Source organism: Paucibacter sp. PLA-PC-4 (assembly GCF_026241155.1).
Taxonomy (GTDB): domain Bacteria; phylum Pseudomonadota; class Gammaproteobacteria; order Burkholderiales; family Burkholderiaceae_C; genus Roseateles_E.
Map to the genome: position 1 here is coordinate 323,473 of NZ_JAPFGP010000002.1, position 16,091 is coordinate 339,563.

The 16,091-nt window shown below is 66.4% G+C and carries 13 protein-coding genes; 6 read left to right on the forward strand and 7 right to left on the reverse strand.

From position 1 onward, the window contains the following. Positions 1-150: 150 nt before the first annotated feature. Together OOZ63_RS04450 and OOZ63_RS04455 are read left to right on the forward strand one after the other, a co-directional pair. Positions 151-618, forward strand: coding sequence for a (2Fe-2S)-binding protein (locus OOZ63_RS04450; protein ID WP_266004150.1), 468 nt, complete (start codon positions 151-153; stop codon positions 616-618). Next, the gene (locus tag OOZ63_RS04455) at positions 615-2,906 is read left to right on the forward strand and encodes a xanthine dehydrogenase family protein molybdopterin-binding subunit (protein ID WP_266004151.1); all 2,292 of its coding nucleotides are present in this window, start codon (positions 615-617) and stop codon (positions 2,904-2,906) included. The genes OOZ63_RS04450 and OOZ63_RS04455 overlap by 4 nt, the downstream gene beginning before the upstream one ends. On the opposite strand, the gene OOZ63_RS04460 is transcribed toward OOZ63_RS04455, so the two are convergent. The 7 genes from OOZ63_RS04460 to OOZ63_RS04490 form a co-directional block, all read right to left on the reverse strand. Then, positions 2,903-4,042: an NAD(P)/FAD-dependent oxidoreductase gene (locus OOZ63_RS04460; protein WP_266004153.1), complete on the reverse strand. Its 1,140-nt coding sequence runs from the start codon at positions 4,040-4,042 to the stop codon at positions 2,903-2,905. The genes OOZ63_RS04455 and OOZ63_RS04460 overlap by 4 nt on opposite strands. Beyond that, positions 4,039-5,448 carry an NAD(P)/FAD-dependent oxidoreductase gene (locus OOZ63_RS04465; RefSeq protein ID WP_266004154.1) on the reverse strand — a complete coding sequence of 470 codons (1,410 nt, stop codon included), beginning with the start codon at positions 5,446-5,448 and terminating at the stop codon, positions 4,039-4,041. Before OOZ63_RS04465 ends, OOZ63_RS04460 begins: the two co-directional genes overlap by 4 nt. Beyond that, a complete protein-coding gene (locus OOZ63_RS04470) occupies positions 5,445-5,810 on the reverse strand; it encodes a (2Fe-2S)-binding protein (protein WP_266004155.1) in 366 nt (121 codons plus the stop codon). The genes OOZ63_RS04465 and OOZ63_RS04470 overlap by 4 nt, the downstream gene beginning before the upstream one ends. A gap of 12 nt (positions 5,811-5,822) precedes the next feature. Further along, positions 5,823-6,314, reverse strand: coding sequence for an Lrp/AsnC family transcriptional regulator (locus tag OOZ63_RS04475; RefSeq protein ID WP_137945205.1), 492 nt, complete (start codon positions 6,312-6,314; stop codon positions 5,823-5,825). A gap of 94 nt (positions 6,315-6,408) precedes the next feature. After that, positions 6,409-7,812: an aspartate aminotransferase family protein gene (locus OOZ63_RS04480; RefSeq protein WP_266004156.1), complete on the reverse strand. Its 1,404-nt coding sequence runs from the start codon at positions 7,810-7,812 to the stop codon at positions 6,409-6,411. 903 nt (positions 7,813-8,715) lie between these two features. After that, positions 8,716-9,651: a 2-hydroxyacid dehydrogenase gene (locus tag OOZ63_RS04485; protein WP_266004157.1), complete on the reverse strand. Its 936-nt coding sequence runs from the start codon at positions 9,649-9,651 to the stop codon at positions 8,716-8,718. Further along, the gene (locus OOZ63_RS04490) at positions 9,648-10,469 is read right to left on the reverse strand and encodes a GNAT family N-acetyltransferase (protein WP_266004292.1); all 822 of its coding nucleotides are present in this window, start codon (positions 10,467-10,469) and stop codon (positions 9,648-9,650) included. Before OOZ63_RS04490 ends, OOZ63_RS04485 begins: the two co-directional genes overlap by 4 nt. Positions 10,470-10,747: 278 nt before the next feature. On the opposite strand from OOZ63_RS04490, the gene OOZ63_RS04495 reads away from it, so the two are divergent. The 4 genes from OOZ63_RS04495 to OOZ63_RS04510 all read left to right on the forward strand — a co-directional run bounded on the left by OOZ63_RS04495 (position 10,748) and on the right by OOZ63_RS04510 (position 16,070). Then, the gene (locus OOZ63_RS04495) at positions 10,748-12,229 is read left to right on the forward strand and encodes an aldehyde dehydrogenase family protein (protein WP_266004158.1); all 1,482 of its coding nucleotides are present in this window, start codon (positions 10,748-10,750) and stop codon (positions 12,227-12,229) included. A 195-nt stretch (positions 12,230-12,424) separates the two neighbouring features. Next, complete coding sequence (locus tag OOZ63_RS04500) at positions 12,425-13,093, forward strand: haloacid dehalogenase type II (RefSeq protein ID WP_266004159.1); 669 nt, start codon at positions 12,425-12,427, stop codon at positions 13,091-13,093. Positions 13,094-13,107: 14 nt separating this feature from the next. Continuing rightward, a complete protein-coding gene (locus tag OOZ63_RS04505) occupies positions 13,108-14,397 on the forward strand; it encodes an NAD(P)/FAD-dependent oxidoreductase (RefSeq protein WP_266004160.1) in 1,290 nt (429 codons plus the stop codon). Between the two features lie 53 nt (positions 14,398-14,450). Next, positions 14,451-16,070, forward strand: coding sequence for an ABC transporter substrate-binding protein (locus tag OOZ63_RS04510; protein WP_266004161.1), 1,620 nt, complete (start codon positions 14,451-14,453; stop codon positions 16,068-16,070). The last annotated feature ends 21 nt before the right edge of the window (positions 16,071-16,091 follow it).

Below are 16,091 nucleotides of genomic sequence, written 5' to 3' on the forward strand. Positions count from 1 at the left end.
GCCCGTGGTGCGGCGCACCGCACCAGCTTGGCCAGGGGCCAGCGGCGTAACGGCCTCGCCCAAAAGCCATTGCAGAAGTCCTTGTGCTGGGCGCAAGATGTGGCGCCGATCGGCGCTTGCGAATCAACAGCTTCTTGGATGGAGAGTGCGATGGATAGCTTGCAAGTCAATGGAAAGACGCTCAGCGTCGATGCGGCCGAGGACACGCCGCTGCTGTGGGTATTGCGCGATCACCTCGGGATGACCGGCACCAAGTACGGCTGCGGCCTGGCCCTGTGCGGTGCCTGCACCGTGCACCTGAACGGCGACCCAGTGCGGGCTTGCCAGACGCCGCTGTCGGCCGCGACCGGAAAGCGCATCACCACCATCGAGGGTGTCGGCGCCTCACGCCAGGGCAAGGCCGTGCAGGCCGCCTGGGTCAAGCTGGGCGTGCCGCAATGCGGCTACTGTCAGGCCGGGCAGATCATGAGTGCGACCGCCCTGCTGCAGCGCAAGCCCAAGCCTAGCGATGCCGAGATTGACGCGGCGATGAGCGGCAACCTCTGCCGCTGCGGTACATACACCCGCATCCGCAGCGCGATCAAGAGCGCCGCCGGCCTGCCGGGAGAAGCAGCATGAGCGCCTCGCTTGAAGTTCTCTCTATCGGCATCAACCGCCGCATGCTGCTGAGCGGCCTGGTGCTGGGCATCGGCCTGCCCGGCGCGGGGCAAGGTGCTGACGAGCCGGCCAAGTACGGTGGCGACGGCATGCCGCATGGCCTGCAGGACAGCCCGAAGACCTTTGTCTCAATCGCGCCCGATGGCATTGTCAGCATACTGATCCACCGCTCCGAGATGGGCCAGGGCGTGCGCACCAGCCTGCCTAAGGTGCTGGCCGACGAGCTGGAGGCCGACTGGCAACGTGTACGCGTAGTCCAAGCGCCGGGCGACGAAGAGAAATTCGGCAACCAGGACACCGATGGTTCGCGCAGCATGCGTCATTGGTTCGAGCCGATGCGCCGTTGCGGCGCCAGCGCACGCATGATGCTGGAGCAGGCAGCAGCCGATCATTGGAGAGTCCCGCTGGATCAGGTGCAGGCGAAATACCACGAGGTCGTCCACAGGCCAAGCGGGCGCAAACTCGGCTACGGGGCGTTGGCCCGGGCCGCAGCCCAGCTGGAGGTGCCGCTCGGCACGAAGCTGAAGCTCAAGGACGCCAAGGACTTCCGCTATATCGGCAAGCTCGACACTCATCTGGTCGACGCCGAGGGCATCGTGACTGGCAAGGCGCAATACGGCATCGATACCCGCCTACCGGGCCAGCTTTATGCGGTGATCGCGCGCCCGCCGGTGCTGGGCGGCAAGCTCAAGAGCTTCGACGCTGCCGAGGCGCTGAAAGTACCTGGCGTGCTGAAGGTCTTCGCGCTGGCCGGCACGCCGCCGCCGTCGGAGTTCCAGCCGATCGGTGGCGTCGTCGTCGTAGCCAAGGACAGCTGGGCCGCGATGAAAGCACGCGGTCTCTTGAAGATCGAGTGGGACGACGGCGAACATGCAGGCTACGACTCCGCAGCCTACCGCCGCGAGCTCGAGGACTCGGTGCGCAAGCCGGGCGGCAAGGAGGTACGCAACGATGGCGACGCCTATGCCGCACTGGCCAAGGCGGCCAAGAAGATCACGGCCGATTACTACGTGCCCCACCTGGCCCATGCCACGCTTGAGCCGCCTGCCGCGACTGCGCGCATCAGTGACGGCCGCTGCGAAGTGTGGGCGGCAGTGCAGTCGCCACAGGCCGCGCGCGAACGCGTCGCCAAGCGCCTGAATCTGGATTTCTCCAAGGTCACGGTCAACGTAACCCTGCTCGGCGGCGGCTTCGGCCGTAAATCCAAGCCCGACTTCGTCGTCGAAGCCGCTCTGGTGTCGCAGGAGATGCAGGGGGCGCCGGTCAAGCTGACCTGGACTCGCGAAGATGACATCCAACACGACTATTACCACGCCGCCTGCGCCCAGCACATCGAGGCCGGTCTGGACGGCAGCGGCAAGGTCAGCGCCTGGCTGCACCGCGCGGCCGAACCGACCATCGTCTCGATCTTTGCGCCTGACCCCAAACAGCTCGCGGCCTTCGAGCTCGGCCTGGGCCTGAGCAATCTGCCCTTTGACATCGCCAACGTACGCTTCGAGAACCCCGCCGCCACGGCTCATGCGCGCATCGGCTGGCTGCGCTCGGTCAACAACATCCAGCATGCCTTTGCGACCCAGAGCTTTGTCGCCGAGATGGCCCTGGCCGCCGGCAAGGACCATCGAGACTTTCTGCTGGAGCTGATAGGCCCGGCGCGCCAGGTTTCGCCGCCCAAGATCGGCGATGGCTGGAACCATGGTGAATCACCGCAACGCTATCCGGTGGATACCGGCCGGCTGCGCCGCGTTATCGAGGTCGCGACGCGTGAGGCCCGCTGGGGCCGCAAGCTGCCAGCCGGCCAGGGCCTGGGACTGGCCGCGCACTACAGCTTCGTCACCTATATGGCCGTGGTGGCCCAGGTGAGCGTCAGCGCCAAGGGCGAGCTGAGCGTTCCGCGCATCGATGTCGCCGTCGACTGCGGCCCGGTGATCAACCCGGACCGCGTGCGCTCCCAGGTCGAAGGGGCCTGCGTGATGGGCCTGAGCCAGGCGCTGTACAGCGAGATCACGTTCAAGAACGGCCGAGTCGAGCAGAGCAATTACCACGACTTCGAGATCGCGCGGCTCAGCGCGGCGCCGAAGCGCATCGTGGTGCACCTGCTGCCGGCCGCCAGCTACGACACGCCGTTGGGCGGCGTTGGCGAGCCGGCGGTCGGACCGATCGCGCCGGCGCTGATGAACGCAATTCACGCGGCCACTGGCAAGCGCATCCGGCAACTGCCGCTGCGCGATCAGCTGAGCGCCAAGACCTAGCGGGCAAAGCGGCCTATCGTGAAGGCCTCGATCGGTGTCGAGGTCTTCCCCGTCGCCAGCAACTCCGCCATCACCTCGCCAACGCCGGGACTGATCGCGAAGCCTTCGCCGTTGAAGCCGAAGGCGTAATGCAGGCCGGCCACGCGCGCGCTGGGCCCCAACACCGGCGCCCAGTCGGCGGTGTAGCCCTCGATGCCGCTCCACACGCGTAGCAGCTGCACGTTTGCGAAGGCCGGTACGAAGCGACGCAGCTCGCGCAGTTGGCGCAGCTGGTTGTCGGGCTTGGAATAGGCTCGGATCTGTTGGGCATCGGCAGGGCCTTTGAGCCCGCCGCCGAAGACGATATTGCCGCGCGCGATCTGGCGGAAGTACAGGCCCTCGGTCTCGATTGGCGATGACAGGCCGATCGACGGGCCGATCGCGTAGGGCAGCGGCTCGGTAACCCCCATCTGAGGCCCGCGCGCCTGCAGCGGCACCGGCTCACCAAAGGCGTCGGCAAAGCGGCCCGACCAGGCGCCGCTGGTCAGTAGCAGCTGGGCCGCGCGGAACTGGCGGCCATCGGTCGTGTGGGCGATGAAGTCAGCGCCGTCGCGCTCGATCTGGGCGACCTCGCTGTGCTCGTGGATGGCCGCACCATGGCGCCGCGCCGCTCGGCCGAAAGCCGGGCCGGCAATGCGCGGATTCGCATGCCCATCCACCGGCGACAGCGAGCCGGCCACCACCTCGGGGCTGAAGATGCCCCAGCGCTTGCGCAGCCCCTCGGCGCTGAAAATCTCCAGATCCAGCCCCAGCGGCTTGACGTCCCTGGCGTGTTGGGCGATCACCTCGGCTTGCTTTTCGGTGTAGCAAACGCGCAGATGGCCGTAGGGCACGAACTCCAGGTCCTCGCCCAGCAGCTCCTTGACCCGGCCCCATACCGCGCGGGCGCGGTTCGCCAGGGGCATCTGCACCAGATCGCGGCCCTGGCGGCGCACGTTGCCGAAGTTAGTGCCGCTGGCCTGGCGGCCGATCAGCTCGCGTTCCAGCAGCGTGACGCTCAGCCCATGCTGCTGACGCAGGAAGAAGGCGGTGGTCGTGCCCATCAGGCCTCCGCCGATGATCAGCACATCGCTGCGTTCGCTCTTTCCGGCACTCATGATTGCACCTCGCGGGCACTCATCAGCAGCGGTTTGACTGGTGCCTGGCTGCGCAGGCGGCCGACCTGCTCAACCGGGATGCGGGCCTCGGCAGCGATCACCTCGGCTGCCGCATGGCCGCAGAAGCGGCCCTGGCAGCGCCCCATGCCGATACGGCTGAAAGCCTTGGCTCGGTTCACTTCTTGGCTGCCCAGCTCGCGCACGCAGCGGCGCAGCTCGCCGGCGCTGATGCTCTCGCAGCGGCACACCACCGCATCGTCCGGCAAGGTCGCCGCCAACTGCTGCGGCCACGGAAAGGCCTGGGCCAGGCCCTGGCGGAAGCGGTCCATGGTCTGCAGCGCCGCGCGCAGCGTGGCCTGCTCAGTCTCGAACAGCTGGCGGCCAGCACTCTGTTGCAGATCGTTCAGCGCCGCCAGCGCGGCCAGCCGGCCGGCAGCCTCGGCCCCGTCGGCGCCGAGGATGCGCACACCGTCGCCGGCCAGATAGACGCCCTGCGTGCTGCTGCGGCCGTCGGCATCGATGCGCGGCAGCCATTGCCGGCTCAGCGGCTCGAACCGGAACTCGCAGCGCGCAATATCGGCCAGCTGCGACTCGGCGCGCAGGTGCCAGCCCAAGCCCACCGCGTCGGCATCGAATCGCTGCTCGCGGCCCTGCGCGTCGCGCACGCGCACGCCACTGACGCCGTTCTCAGCGCTACCTTCGATCTGCAGCGGCGTCACACCGTTCAACAACACCACGCCGGCCCGCCGGAGCAGCGACTTTAGCTGCAGGCCTATCCACAGCAGGCGCGGCCTGCTTAGCAGCCCGCACAAGGCTTTCAACGATGGTACGACCGGCGAGGTGTCCAGCACCGCTGCGACCGAGGCGCCGGCCTTCACATACTGAGAGGCCACCAAATACAGCAGCGGACCGCTTCCCATCATGACCACCCGCGAGCCAATGCTGCAAGCCTGGGCCTTCAGGGCGATCTGCGCAGCACCCAGGCTGTAGCAGCCTGCATAGTGCCAGCCGGGTACCGGCATCAGTCGGTCGGTAGCGCCAGAGCAGACGATCAGCGCATCAAAGTCGAGATCGGCCGTCTCGCCGCTGGCTGGTCGCACCGTGTGCAGCTGCCGCGCCGTAACGTTCCAGGCTAAGGTGTCGGGCCGGTAGTCGATCCGCTTGTCGCGCACAAGTGCGTCGAAGCGGCTGTGTAGGGCTTGCGCCTTGGCAGCCTCGCTGCCATACAGGTTGGCATAGCCGCGCTTGAAGCTCTCGGGCTGGCGGCGATAGATCTGGCCACCGCTGCGACTGCCCTCATCGACGACGATGGGCCGCAGACCCGCCTGCACCAGGGCCTCGGCGGCGCGCACACCGGCCGGACCACTGCCAACGACGATCACGCGCGGAGTGTCTCGTCTGCTCATGCCTGACGCTCCTGCACGATCTTCAGGTCCGGCGTGGCCGGCCAGTGAAGGGCGGGCGGCGCGGTGCGCACGCACATGCCTTCCAACACCGGCGTCGAGCACGCGCGCAGGCGCTGCCCCGTTTCGTCCCAGACCCAGCAGTCCTGGCAGGCTCCCATCAGGCAGAAGCCGGCGCGCGCCTCGCCCTCGCCAAACTCCGAGCGACGCAGGCTGCGGCGCTGGCTCAACATCGCCACGAGCAGGCTGTCGCCCTGCAGCGCTAGGGCCGGCTCCCCGTCGATGCGCAGGCTCACGGGGGGGCGGCCGGTCTCGGCCAAGCGCACAAAACGCGGCGGGCCGGCCGTTGGGAGGGGTTCACTCATGGCATGGGGCGATCAGAGCGTCGGCGGGAACAGGCGCTCGATCGGGTAGTGGTTCTTGATGAAGGGAGACTTGATGACGATGAAGCTGAAGTACTTCTCGATACCGATATTGCGTTCCAGCAGGGTCTCGATGATGGATTGGTAGTGGTTGACACCGCGTGTCGTGAACTTCAGCAGATAGTCATAGCCGCCGCTGACCAGATGGCATTCGATGATCTCGTCGACCTCGCGGATCGCGGCCTCGAAGCGCACGAAGTCCTCGCGGTGGTGGTCTGACAGCGTTACCTCGGTGAATACGGTCAAGGTATCACCGAGCTTTTCCAGGCGCAGCTGCGCGCCATAGCCGGCGATATAACCGGCCTGCTCCAGCCGCTTGACGCGGATTAGGCAGGGGCTGGGCGACAGGCCGACGGCGTCGGCCAGGTCGACATTGGTGATACGGCCGTTCTTCTGCAGCTGGCTGAGAATGCGCAGGTCGAGACGATCTAGCTTGAGTGGGCCCACGGTGTACTCGTCACAAAGTCCAGGAACGGTTTGATTTTGCGTCGGCGGCGCTCGTGCGAAGTAAGTCCTTCTACTCGACGTTCGTCTCGGGCTATCAGGACTTCAGCGCAGCGCGCACATCGGGCGCGGCCAGGATCTCGTCCAGCGTCTTCTTCAGCCGCAGGGCCATGATGGCGAATTCGTCCTCGTTGAAACACAGCGCCGGAGCGAAACCGAGGATGTGGTCGCCGAAGGAGCGGAACACCAGGCCGTTGCGGTAGCCGGTCTCGAACAGCCGGTCCGAGAGGCCAAGTGCTGGCTCGAAGCCGCGCTTGCTGGTCTTGTTGCTGACCAGCTCCAGCGCGCCCAGCAGGCCGCGGTGGCGCGAGTCGCCGACGAGCGGGTGATCGCGCAGGCCATCCAGCACGGCCGCAAAGTGCGGCGCCACCTGTTGCCCATTGGCCAGAATGCCGCCGTCCTCGTACAGACGCAGCACCTCCAGCGCGACCGCCGCGCTCACGGGGTGGGCCGAGTAGGTGGCGCCATGGCCGATCAGCGCGCCTGCCGGCGCACCGTCGGCGATGCCGGCGTAGACCTGCTCGGACATCAGCATCGCGCCCATTGGCGCATAGCCGGCTGTCAGGCCCTTGGCCAAGGTCATCAGATCGGGCTGCACGCCCTCTGCCTCGCACGCAAACATCGGGCCAGTGCGGCCGAAGCCCGTGATCACCTCGTCGACGACGAAGAGGATGCCCAGCTCACGGGCCGCCTCGCTCATCGCCTTCAGCCATCCCTTGGGCGGCACGATCACGCCGCCCGAGCCTTGAATGGGCTCGCAGAAGAAGGCCGCTACGTTCTCGGCGCCCAGCTCAGCCACCTTGGTGCCCAGCGCAGCCACCGAGGCGGCGATCTGGCCAGCGTCGTCCAGGCCATTGCGGTAACTGTAGGGCGAGGCGATGTAGTGCTGGGTCGGAAGCGGCATGTCGAAGCCGCGGTGGAATGCCGGCAGCGCCGTCAGCCCCGAGCCGGTGGACGAGGAGCCGTGATAGCCGCGCTCCAGCGCGATGAAGTGCTTCTTGCTCGGCCGGCCCGTATTGTTGTAGTACTGCGTGATCAGCCGGATCGCCGCGTCGATGGCCTCCGAGCCGCCCAGCGTCAGGTAGACGCGGGTCAGCGAGGCGGGGGTGATCTGCACCAGCTTGTCGGCCAGCCGGATGGCCGGCTCGCTGCCAAAGTGGAAGTAGCCGGTGGCGTAAGGTAGCTTGCGCATCTGCTCGGCGGCGGCCTGCACCACGCTCTCGTGCCCGTAACCGATATTGACGCACCACAGGCCGGCGAAGGCGTCGAGCAACTGATGACCGCAGGCGTCGGTCAGCCAGGCGCCTTGGCCCGACTCAAGCACCGTGACGCCACGCTGCTCGTGCTTGCGCCAGGGGGCGACCGGATGGATCAGATGTGCGCGGTCGAGGGCGATCAACGCGTCGAGATTTTGCTTGCCTGGGCTTGCGTGTGACTGCATGGGGCGCTCTTCCATTCATCGTCTTGAAGAGGCTCCAGCTTAGGGCGGGAGGCGCAGCGCGTGGTGCTGCAATCGGGCGCGCGATTTGGCTTGGCGCACTGTTCTTTGGGTTGGGACGGCAGAAGATTCTGATGCTTCGATGTCGCGCGGCGTAGGCCCAGGCCCACCAGACGCCGGACTTTGGTTCAACTAGGGTTGGCTAGACGTACGGCAGTCGCTTTGGATTGAAGACTCGATTGGATCGGGTGCTCATAGGCCAGCGAGTCGTCACATTCGTTCCAAGATTGGTGGGACTCTGGCCTGGCTCGCAACATCGCCCCGCAGGTGCATCGGAACGGTATCCACAAAATCTCCGTCCGCTAGCAGCGCGTCAAATTCCTCGCGAAGGTAGCCTCGAACGCGCTGCGTTGTCGTGTTTGACTCGTTGTCGCTTGGTTTTTCACGTCGACCAGCTCTCTTTGCTGAACTCCTTGATAAGGTGCTCTACGGGGCTTCCCCCTACAACCGCTGGAGATGTTTGTCTCGGTGTTTTGCCGCTCGGTGGCGCTCACACGCTACTTTCCTAGTAGCGCAGCAGATCTGGCCCCAGCTGGGATTGCTTCGCGTCGTGCTGAGCAAGAGGGCGCCGCAACATCGGTGGTGCCTGGAACTCGTGCAAACATCCAAACAATATTGCATGCTTGCGCCCCAGGGATGGCTGACTGCAGGGATCATGACCGCATCCCTGTGCGGCTGTCGGAATCGCGACGAGCATGGCTTCTCAACCCAGCGCCTTTTACGCAGCGGACAAGCTGCGACTCAAGGCCCCAATAGACCTGCTCCCTACCGAAGACGAGAGTCAGACAGACGTCGAATAGTTGAGCCCGAGGGCGGCGTTGGTCTATCGCCTTGTTAAGGCAGGGTTCAGTAACCCAAGCCCCGATCCACCAGTCCCACCATCTCTTCCCCCGCCTCAAACCGCCTGATGTTCTCAAGCACCACTTCTGCCGCCGTCTCCGGCTGCGTCATGCTGGCGATGTGGGGCGTCAGCCAGATCTGCGGGTGCTGCCAGAAGGCGTGAGAGGAGGGCAGGGGCTCGGGGTCTGTGACGTCGAGGATTGCATGCTTGAGCTGGCCGCTGGCCAGCGCGGCAGTCAGGTCGGCTTCGACCAGTTGCGGGCCGCGACCCACATGAATGAGGCTGGCACCGGCCGGTAGTTGGGCGAACAGCTCAGCGTTCAGAAATCCGCGCGTCGCCTCGGTCAGCGGCAGCAGGCAGATCAGCAGCTCGCTGCGGCTTAGAAGGGCGCCCAGCTCCTCGGCGCCTGCAAAGCACCGCACACCGTCGACCGCGTGGCGCGAGCGGCTCCAGCCGGCGCAGTCGAAGCCGAAACTGCGCAGCTGGCCCAGCACCGCCTGGCCCAGCGAGCCCATGCCCAGCACGCCGATGCAGCGCTTGGCAGCCGGCCGTACCTGGATTGGCATCCAGCGGCTGTGCTCGCGTTGCAGGCGCTGGTAGGCCGGCATGTCGCGGTGCAGGCTCAGTACGGCCCAACTGACGTACTCGACCATGCCCTTGATGATGCCGGGCTCCACCATTCGCACGACGGGCAGGTCGGCGGGCAGCTGATCAAACTTGAACTGGTCGACGCCGGCGCCCGAGGAGAACAGCAGCTTGAGATTCGGGAAGGTGTCGCGGATGTCGGCGGGAGGATCCCAGGCGGCCAGGTAATGCACCTCGGCCGGGTCGCCGATCTCGGGCCAGATGCGGAAGTCGAGTTCCGGCTCGGCCTGGCGCGCAAAGACCTCGGCCCATACCCGACCGCGCACCGGGTCGGCCTTGTAGACGAAGGCGCTCATCCCAGGGCCTGGGTGGCAAGCGAGAACAATCGCGCCTCGGGCCGCTTGACCAGCGGGCCGCCGCGCACCATCTCGGTCGGTGCGTCGACGCGCAACAGACCCAGGGTCTCCAGCCATTCGGTCAGGCCGCTGTCGAAGTCGACATCGATGCGCACGAACTTCCCCGCACTCAGGCCCACCAGATGGGCGATCAAGGCTTTGGCGCCTTCGGCGTCGGGCGCGACAACTGGGCCGATGATCAAGCCGCGACCGAAGCGGCGCAGCATCCCGAAGCCCCGGGCCTGGCCTTCGTAATCGAGTACCACGGTATCGGCATGGCCGAGCAGCTCAGTAATCAGGGCCTCGCGCGGCATGCCGCGAGCCCGGGTGTCGAGCTCGATCAGGCTGACCACATCGTTGTGGTCCGAGGGGCGCAGACGCCAACCCCCGTCCAGCGCTACCAGCGGTGCCGAACCGGCGGTGCCCTGGTGCTGGCGCACCTCGCCCGTGCGCACAAAGCCCAGGCGTTCATAGAGGCCGCGGCCCTCTGCGGTGGCATGCAGCAACACGCAACACGCCTCGCCAAGCTGGGCAAGCGCAGCCTGCATCAGCCGGTAGCCGATGCGCCGGCCCTGGCAGCGGGGGGCGACGATGACCAGGCCCAGCGTCGCATGGGTCGGTCCCCAGGGCCAGACAAGCGTGGTGCCGACCAGCTCGCCGTCGCGCTCGGCCACCAGGCCGCCGCCCAGCGCGAACGCGGCCTGCCAGTCGGCTAGCCGGTGCGGCCAGTGAACGGCCAGCGACAGCGCGTGCGCGGCCTCCAGATCGCCGGCTTGCATCGCGCGCAGCACGACGCCATCGGCCGAGGCCGCAGGGATCGCGGCGACATTGGATTCGTAGCTCAAGGTGTTCTCTCCATATCGCGGGTTTGTCCCCATGGTTGCAAGCTTGCCCATGCGGCGCTAGGACGATCTTGCTGCTTTGGCCCATTCGGCAGCTTTGGCTGTGCGAGCCTCGTGACTTGCAATTTACTGCGCTGTGCTGAGCGCCTACGCAAACACATTCCGTATCACCCTGCCTAGCATCTGTGCTGCCGATTTTGAACTCAAGGAAGCCCGTGCAAACTTTTGACCCCGACCGTATCGCCGTGCCCAACGGTCACTACATCGATGGCCGGCTGGTCAGCAGTGCCGGCGGCCTGGAGGTGCGTCGCCCCTCCGATGGGCAGCCCTATGCCGATCTGCCGCTGGGCGATGCGGCCCTGGTGGACCGTGCGGTGCAGAGCGCCTGGAACGCCTGGCGCACAAGTGACTGGACCCGCCGCGCGCCACGCGAGCGCGCTCGCGTGCTGCGCCGCTGGGCCGATCTGGTGGAGGCCGATGGCGCGGTGCTCGGGCCGCTGGAGGCGCTCGGCTCGACCCGGCCGCTGACCGACGTGCTGTCCTGGGATGTGCCGTTCACGGCCGAGGGCCTGCGCTTCTTCGCCGAGTACGCCGACAAGCTGGGCGGCGAGGTGGCCGCCACGCAGAGCGACAAGCTGGGGATGACCATCACCGAGCCCTACGGCGTCGTCGGCGCGATCACGCCCTGGAACTTCCCGCTGGTGATGGTGTCCTGGAAGGTCGGTGCGGCGCTGGCGGCCGGCAATGCTGTGGTGCTAAAACCCTCGGAGCTGACCCCCTTCTCGGTGCTGCGCCTGGCCGAGCTGGCCAGCCAGGCCGGTGTGCCGGACGGCGTCTTCAATATCGTGCAGGGCGACGGTCGCCTCACCGGCGACGCCTTGAGCCGCCACCCGCGCATCGCCAAGATGACCTTCACCGGTAGCACGCGCACCGGCGCGGCCATCATGGCCGCCTGCGCCCAGCAGGGGCCGAAGCCGGTGACGCTGGAGCTGGGCGGAAAAAGCCCGCAACTGGTGTTTGATGACGCGCCCGACCTGGCCAAACTGACGGGCCTGATCGCCAACGCCATCACCGGCAATGCGGGCCAGGTCTGCGTGGCCGGCTCTCGGCTGATCGTGCAAAAGGGCATCGCACCGGCGCTGATCGAGGGCCTGGCACGTCGCTTCACGGCCGCCCGCCCCGGCGCTACCTGGGACTCAGAGGCGACGCTGCCGCCCATCATCTCGCGCCCGCAGGCGCAGCGCATCGCCGACATCGTGCAGCGTGCCGAGGAGGCCGGCGGCCGGGTTGTGGGCGGTGGCCTGCGCAGCACGATCTGCGGCGACGGGGCTTACTACATGCCAACCCTGATCGAAAACGTCGCTGCCGGTAACCCGGCCGTGGTCGAGGAGATATTCGGACCGGTGCTGACCGTGCAGACCTTCGACAGCGAGGAAGAGGGCCTGGCCCTGGCCGCGCATGAGCACTACGGCCTGGCTGCGGGCGTGCACACCTGCGACATTGGCCGAGCGCTGCGCGTGATGCGCGGCCTCTCGGCGGGTACCGTGTGGATCAACCGCTATGGACGCAGCAACGATTTCGTGATCCCGACCGGCGGCTACCACCAGTCGGGTATCGGCAAGGATCTGGGCCGCCAGGCCGTCGAGGCCAATCTGCGCATCAAAAGCGTGCTGATTGACTTCGCAACGCCGCCATGATGTGCATGCCTGCCCCCGCCTGGCGCGCGCCGCAGGCTATGCCGCAGGCGGGCATCCAAACCACAGTTTTGTGTGCGCCCCCCGGCCAATACCCCGCAACTCTGTTCACCTTGCATGCTTCAATGAAATCCAGATGACAGCAGCGTGTGCAGGTGGCTTTTGACCCCCGCTTGACCCGACCAAGGAATGACTGATATGACTATCTTCCGTCCCAAGTACATCACCTTCGACTGCTACGGCACGCTGACGCGCTTCCGTATGGGCGAGATGACCCGCGACATCTTTGCCGACCGCATCAAGCCCGAGCAGATGGACGCCTTCATCGCCGACTTCTCGGCTTACCGCTTCGATGAGGTGTTGGGCGACTGGCAGCCTTACGAGGTGGTGCTGAAGAACGCAGTGCGCCGCCTTTGCAAGAAGTGGGGCATCCAGTACTTCGACCACGAGGCCCAGCAGTACTACGACGCCGTGCCCACCTGGGCCCCGCATGAGGACGTGCCGGCCGGCCTGGCCAAGATCGCCAAGGAGATTCCGCTGGTGATTCTGTCCAATGCGTCTGACAACCAGATCCAGAAGAATGTGGCCCTGCTCGGCGCTCCCTTCCACCGCGTCTACACGGCCCAGCAGGCCCAGGCCTACAAGCCGCGCCTGAAGGCGTTTGAATACATGCTGGACTCGCTGAACGCGAACCCCGAGGACCTGCTGCATGTCTCGTCCAGCCTGCGCTACGACCTGATGTCGGCCGACGACCTGGGCATCAAGAACAAGGTCTTCGTCAATCGCGGCCATGGCCCGGGCAATCCGGCCTACAACTATGTGGAGATCGCCGACATCGGCGGCCTGCCGGGCGTCGTCGGTCTCTGAGCACCCCAGCCGCCATGAAGCTCGACTCCTTCTGGACCGATTCGGCGCCGGCCTTTACGCCGGCCGCAGCCGAGCTGCCGGCGAGCGCCGATGTGGTGATCGTCGGCGGCGGCTTTACCGGCCTGTCCGCCGCCCGCAGCTTGGCCCAGCGTGGCGCGAATGTCGTGGTGCTGGAAGCCTGTGACCGGGTCGCCAAGGAAGCCTCGGGCCGCAACGGCGGCCATGTCAACAACGGCCTGGCGGTCGACTACGCGGCCGCGGCCGAGCAGTACGGCATTGACAAGGCGCGCGCCTGGTACCGCGAGTTCGATGCGGCGGTCGATACGGTGGCGCGTCTGGTGCAGGAGGAGCAGATAGCATGCGACTTCCAGCGCAACGGCAAGCTCAAGCTGGCCACCAAGCCGGCGCATTACGAGGCGCTTGCGCGCAGCTGCGAGCGGCTCGCGCGCGAGGTCGACCCCGATGTGGAGCTGCTGGACGCACGCCGGGTGCGCGACGAGGTATCCAGCGAGCGCTTCGTCGGCGGCCTGCTGCAGAAGAAAAGCGCGCAGATGCATATGGGCCGCTTCGCCACCGGGCTGGCTCAGGCCGCCGAGCGCAGCGGCGCGCAGATTCATCTGAACAGCCCGGTGCTGAAACTGCAGCGCCTGGGCCGCAGTGAAGCCCACATCGTGCACACACCACGAGGTGCCGTGCGTGCCAGGCAGGTTCTGGTGGCCACCGGCGCGACCCTGCATGGCGGCTACGGGACTTTTGGCTGGCTGCGCCGACGCATCGTCGGCATCGGCAGCTTTATCGTCGTGACCGAGCCGCTCGGGTTTGAGCGCGCCCAGGCCCTGCTGGCCGGCCGTCGCACCTATGTGACGGTGGCCAATATCCACCACTACTTCCGCATGACGCCGGATCACCGCCTGGTATTTGGCGGCCGGGCGCGATTTGCGATTTCCAGCCCCACCTCGGATCAGAAGAGTGGTGAGATTCTGCGGCGCGGCATGGCTGAGATATTTCCGCAACTGGCCGATGTGCGCATCGACTACTGCTGGGGCGGCCTCGTCGACATGAGCCAGGACCGTCTGCCTCACGCCGGCGAGCGCGACGGCCTGTACTACTCGCTCGGCTATAGCGGTCATGGCACGCAAATGTCGGTGCATATGGGCCAGCGCATGGCCGAGACCATGCTCGGCAACGCCGTGGCCAACCCCTGGCGCGACAGGCCCTGGCCGGCGATTCCCGGCCATCTGGGCCCGCCCTGGTTTTTGCCTGTGGTAGGGCTTTACTACCGCCTCAAGGACATGGTGTCCTGAGCTTACTTCGTCCCCGTCCGCCCCGTGTCCGTTTCACCCCTCCGGAGAAAATCATGAACGAGAGCAAGAAGCTGCAAACCCTGATCGGTCCCCAGGAAAGCACCCGCGTGATGGATGCGCTCAAACGTGGCGCGACGCGCCGCGACATCCTTGCGATGCTGATGGCCGGCGGTATGCAGGCCGGTTTGGCCGGTGGCCTGGCGGGCACCGCACTATCGGCCCATGCACAGACGCCCAGGCGCGGGGGCAAGATCCGGGTCGCAGGCGCTACCGGGGCGATCACCGACACGCTGGACCCGGCCAAGATGTCCAACCAGACGGACTATTCGCGCGGCTGCATGCTCTACAACGGTCTGACCTCGCTGGACGGCAGCCTGACGCCGCAGCCGGCTCTGGCCGAGGAGTTCGTGACCAAGGACGCCAAGGTCTGGATCTTTAAACTGCGCAAGGGCGTGGTCTTTCATGACGGCAAGGCCCTGACCCCTGCCGACGTGGTGTTCTCGATTGCCCGCCACAAGGACGCCGCCACGGCCTCCAAGGCCAAGGCCCTGGCCGACCAGATCGACACGGTCAAGGCCACCGGCGCCAACGAGGTGACCATCACATTGAGCGCGCCCAACGCCGACCTGCCGGTGATCCTGGGCACCTTCCACTTCATGATCGTCAAGGACGGCACGACCGACTTCTCGACCGGCATCGGCACCGGCCCCTTCAAGCTCAAGGAGTTCAAGCCCGGCGTGCGCTCGATCGCGGTGCGCAACGAGGCCTACTGGAAGCCTGGTCGTCCTTATCTGGACGAGATTGAGTTCGTCGGAATCGGCGACGAGGGCGCCCGCGTCAACGCGCTGCTGTCGGGCGATCTGGATCTGGTCGCTGCGGTGAACCCGCGCTCGGTCGAGCGCATCAAGAGCACGCCCGGTTATGCGATCTTCAGCACCCAGTCGGGCCAGTACTCCGATCTGATCATGCGCCGCGATACGGGACCGGGCGCGAACCCCGACTTCGTGCTGGCGATGAAGCACCTGTTCGACCGCGAGCAGATGAAGAAGTCCATCGCCTTGGGCCATGCGGTGATCGCCAACGACCAGCCGATCGACCCGACAAACCGCTTCCACTTTTCCGGTCTGCCGCAGCGTCCCTATGACCCGGAGAAGGCCAGGTTCCATCTGAAAAAGGCCAATCTGGGCAGCGCCGCCATTCCGGTCGTCGTATCGCCGGCCGCGATGTACTCGGTCGAGACGGCCCTGGTGCTGCAGCAGGCGGCACAGCGCGTCGGCCTGAATCTGGACGTCAAGCGCATGCCGGCCGACGGCTACTGGGCCAACCACTGGCTCAACAGCCCCGTGGGCTTTGGCAACATCAACCCGCGCCCCAGCGCCGACGCGCTGCTGACCCTCCTGTTCAAATCAGACGCGGCCTGGAACGAGTCGCGCTGGAAGAACGAGAGGTTCGACCAGCTCCTGATCGGCGCCCGCGCCGAGACCGATATGGCCAAGCGCAAGCAGATGTACGCCGATATGCAGACCATGATCCATCAAGATGCCGGCATCGGTATCCCGCTGTTCCTGGCCAGCATCGACGGCCATAGCAGCAAGCTCAAGGGTCTGTCGCCGATCCCGCTGGGCGGCTTGATGGGCTATTCCTTCGCCGAGCATGTGTGGCTCGACGCCTGATTGATCGCGCCTGAGCTACGA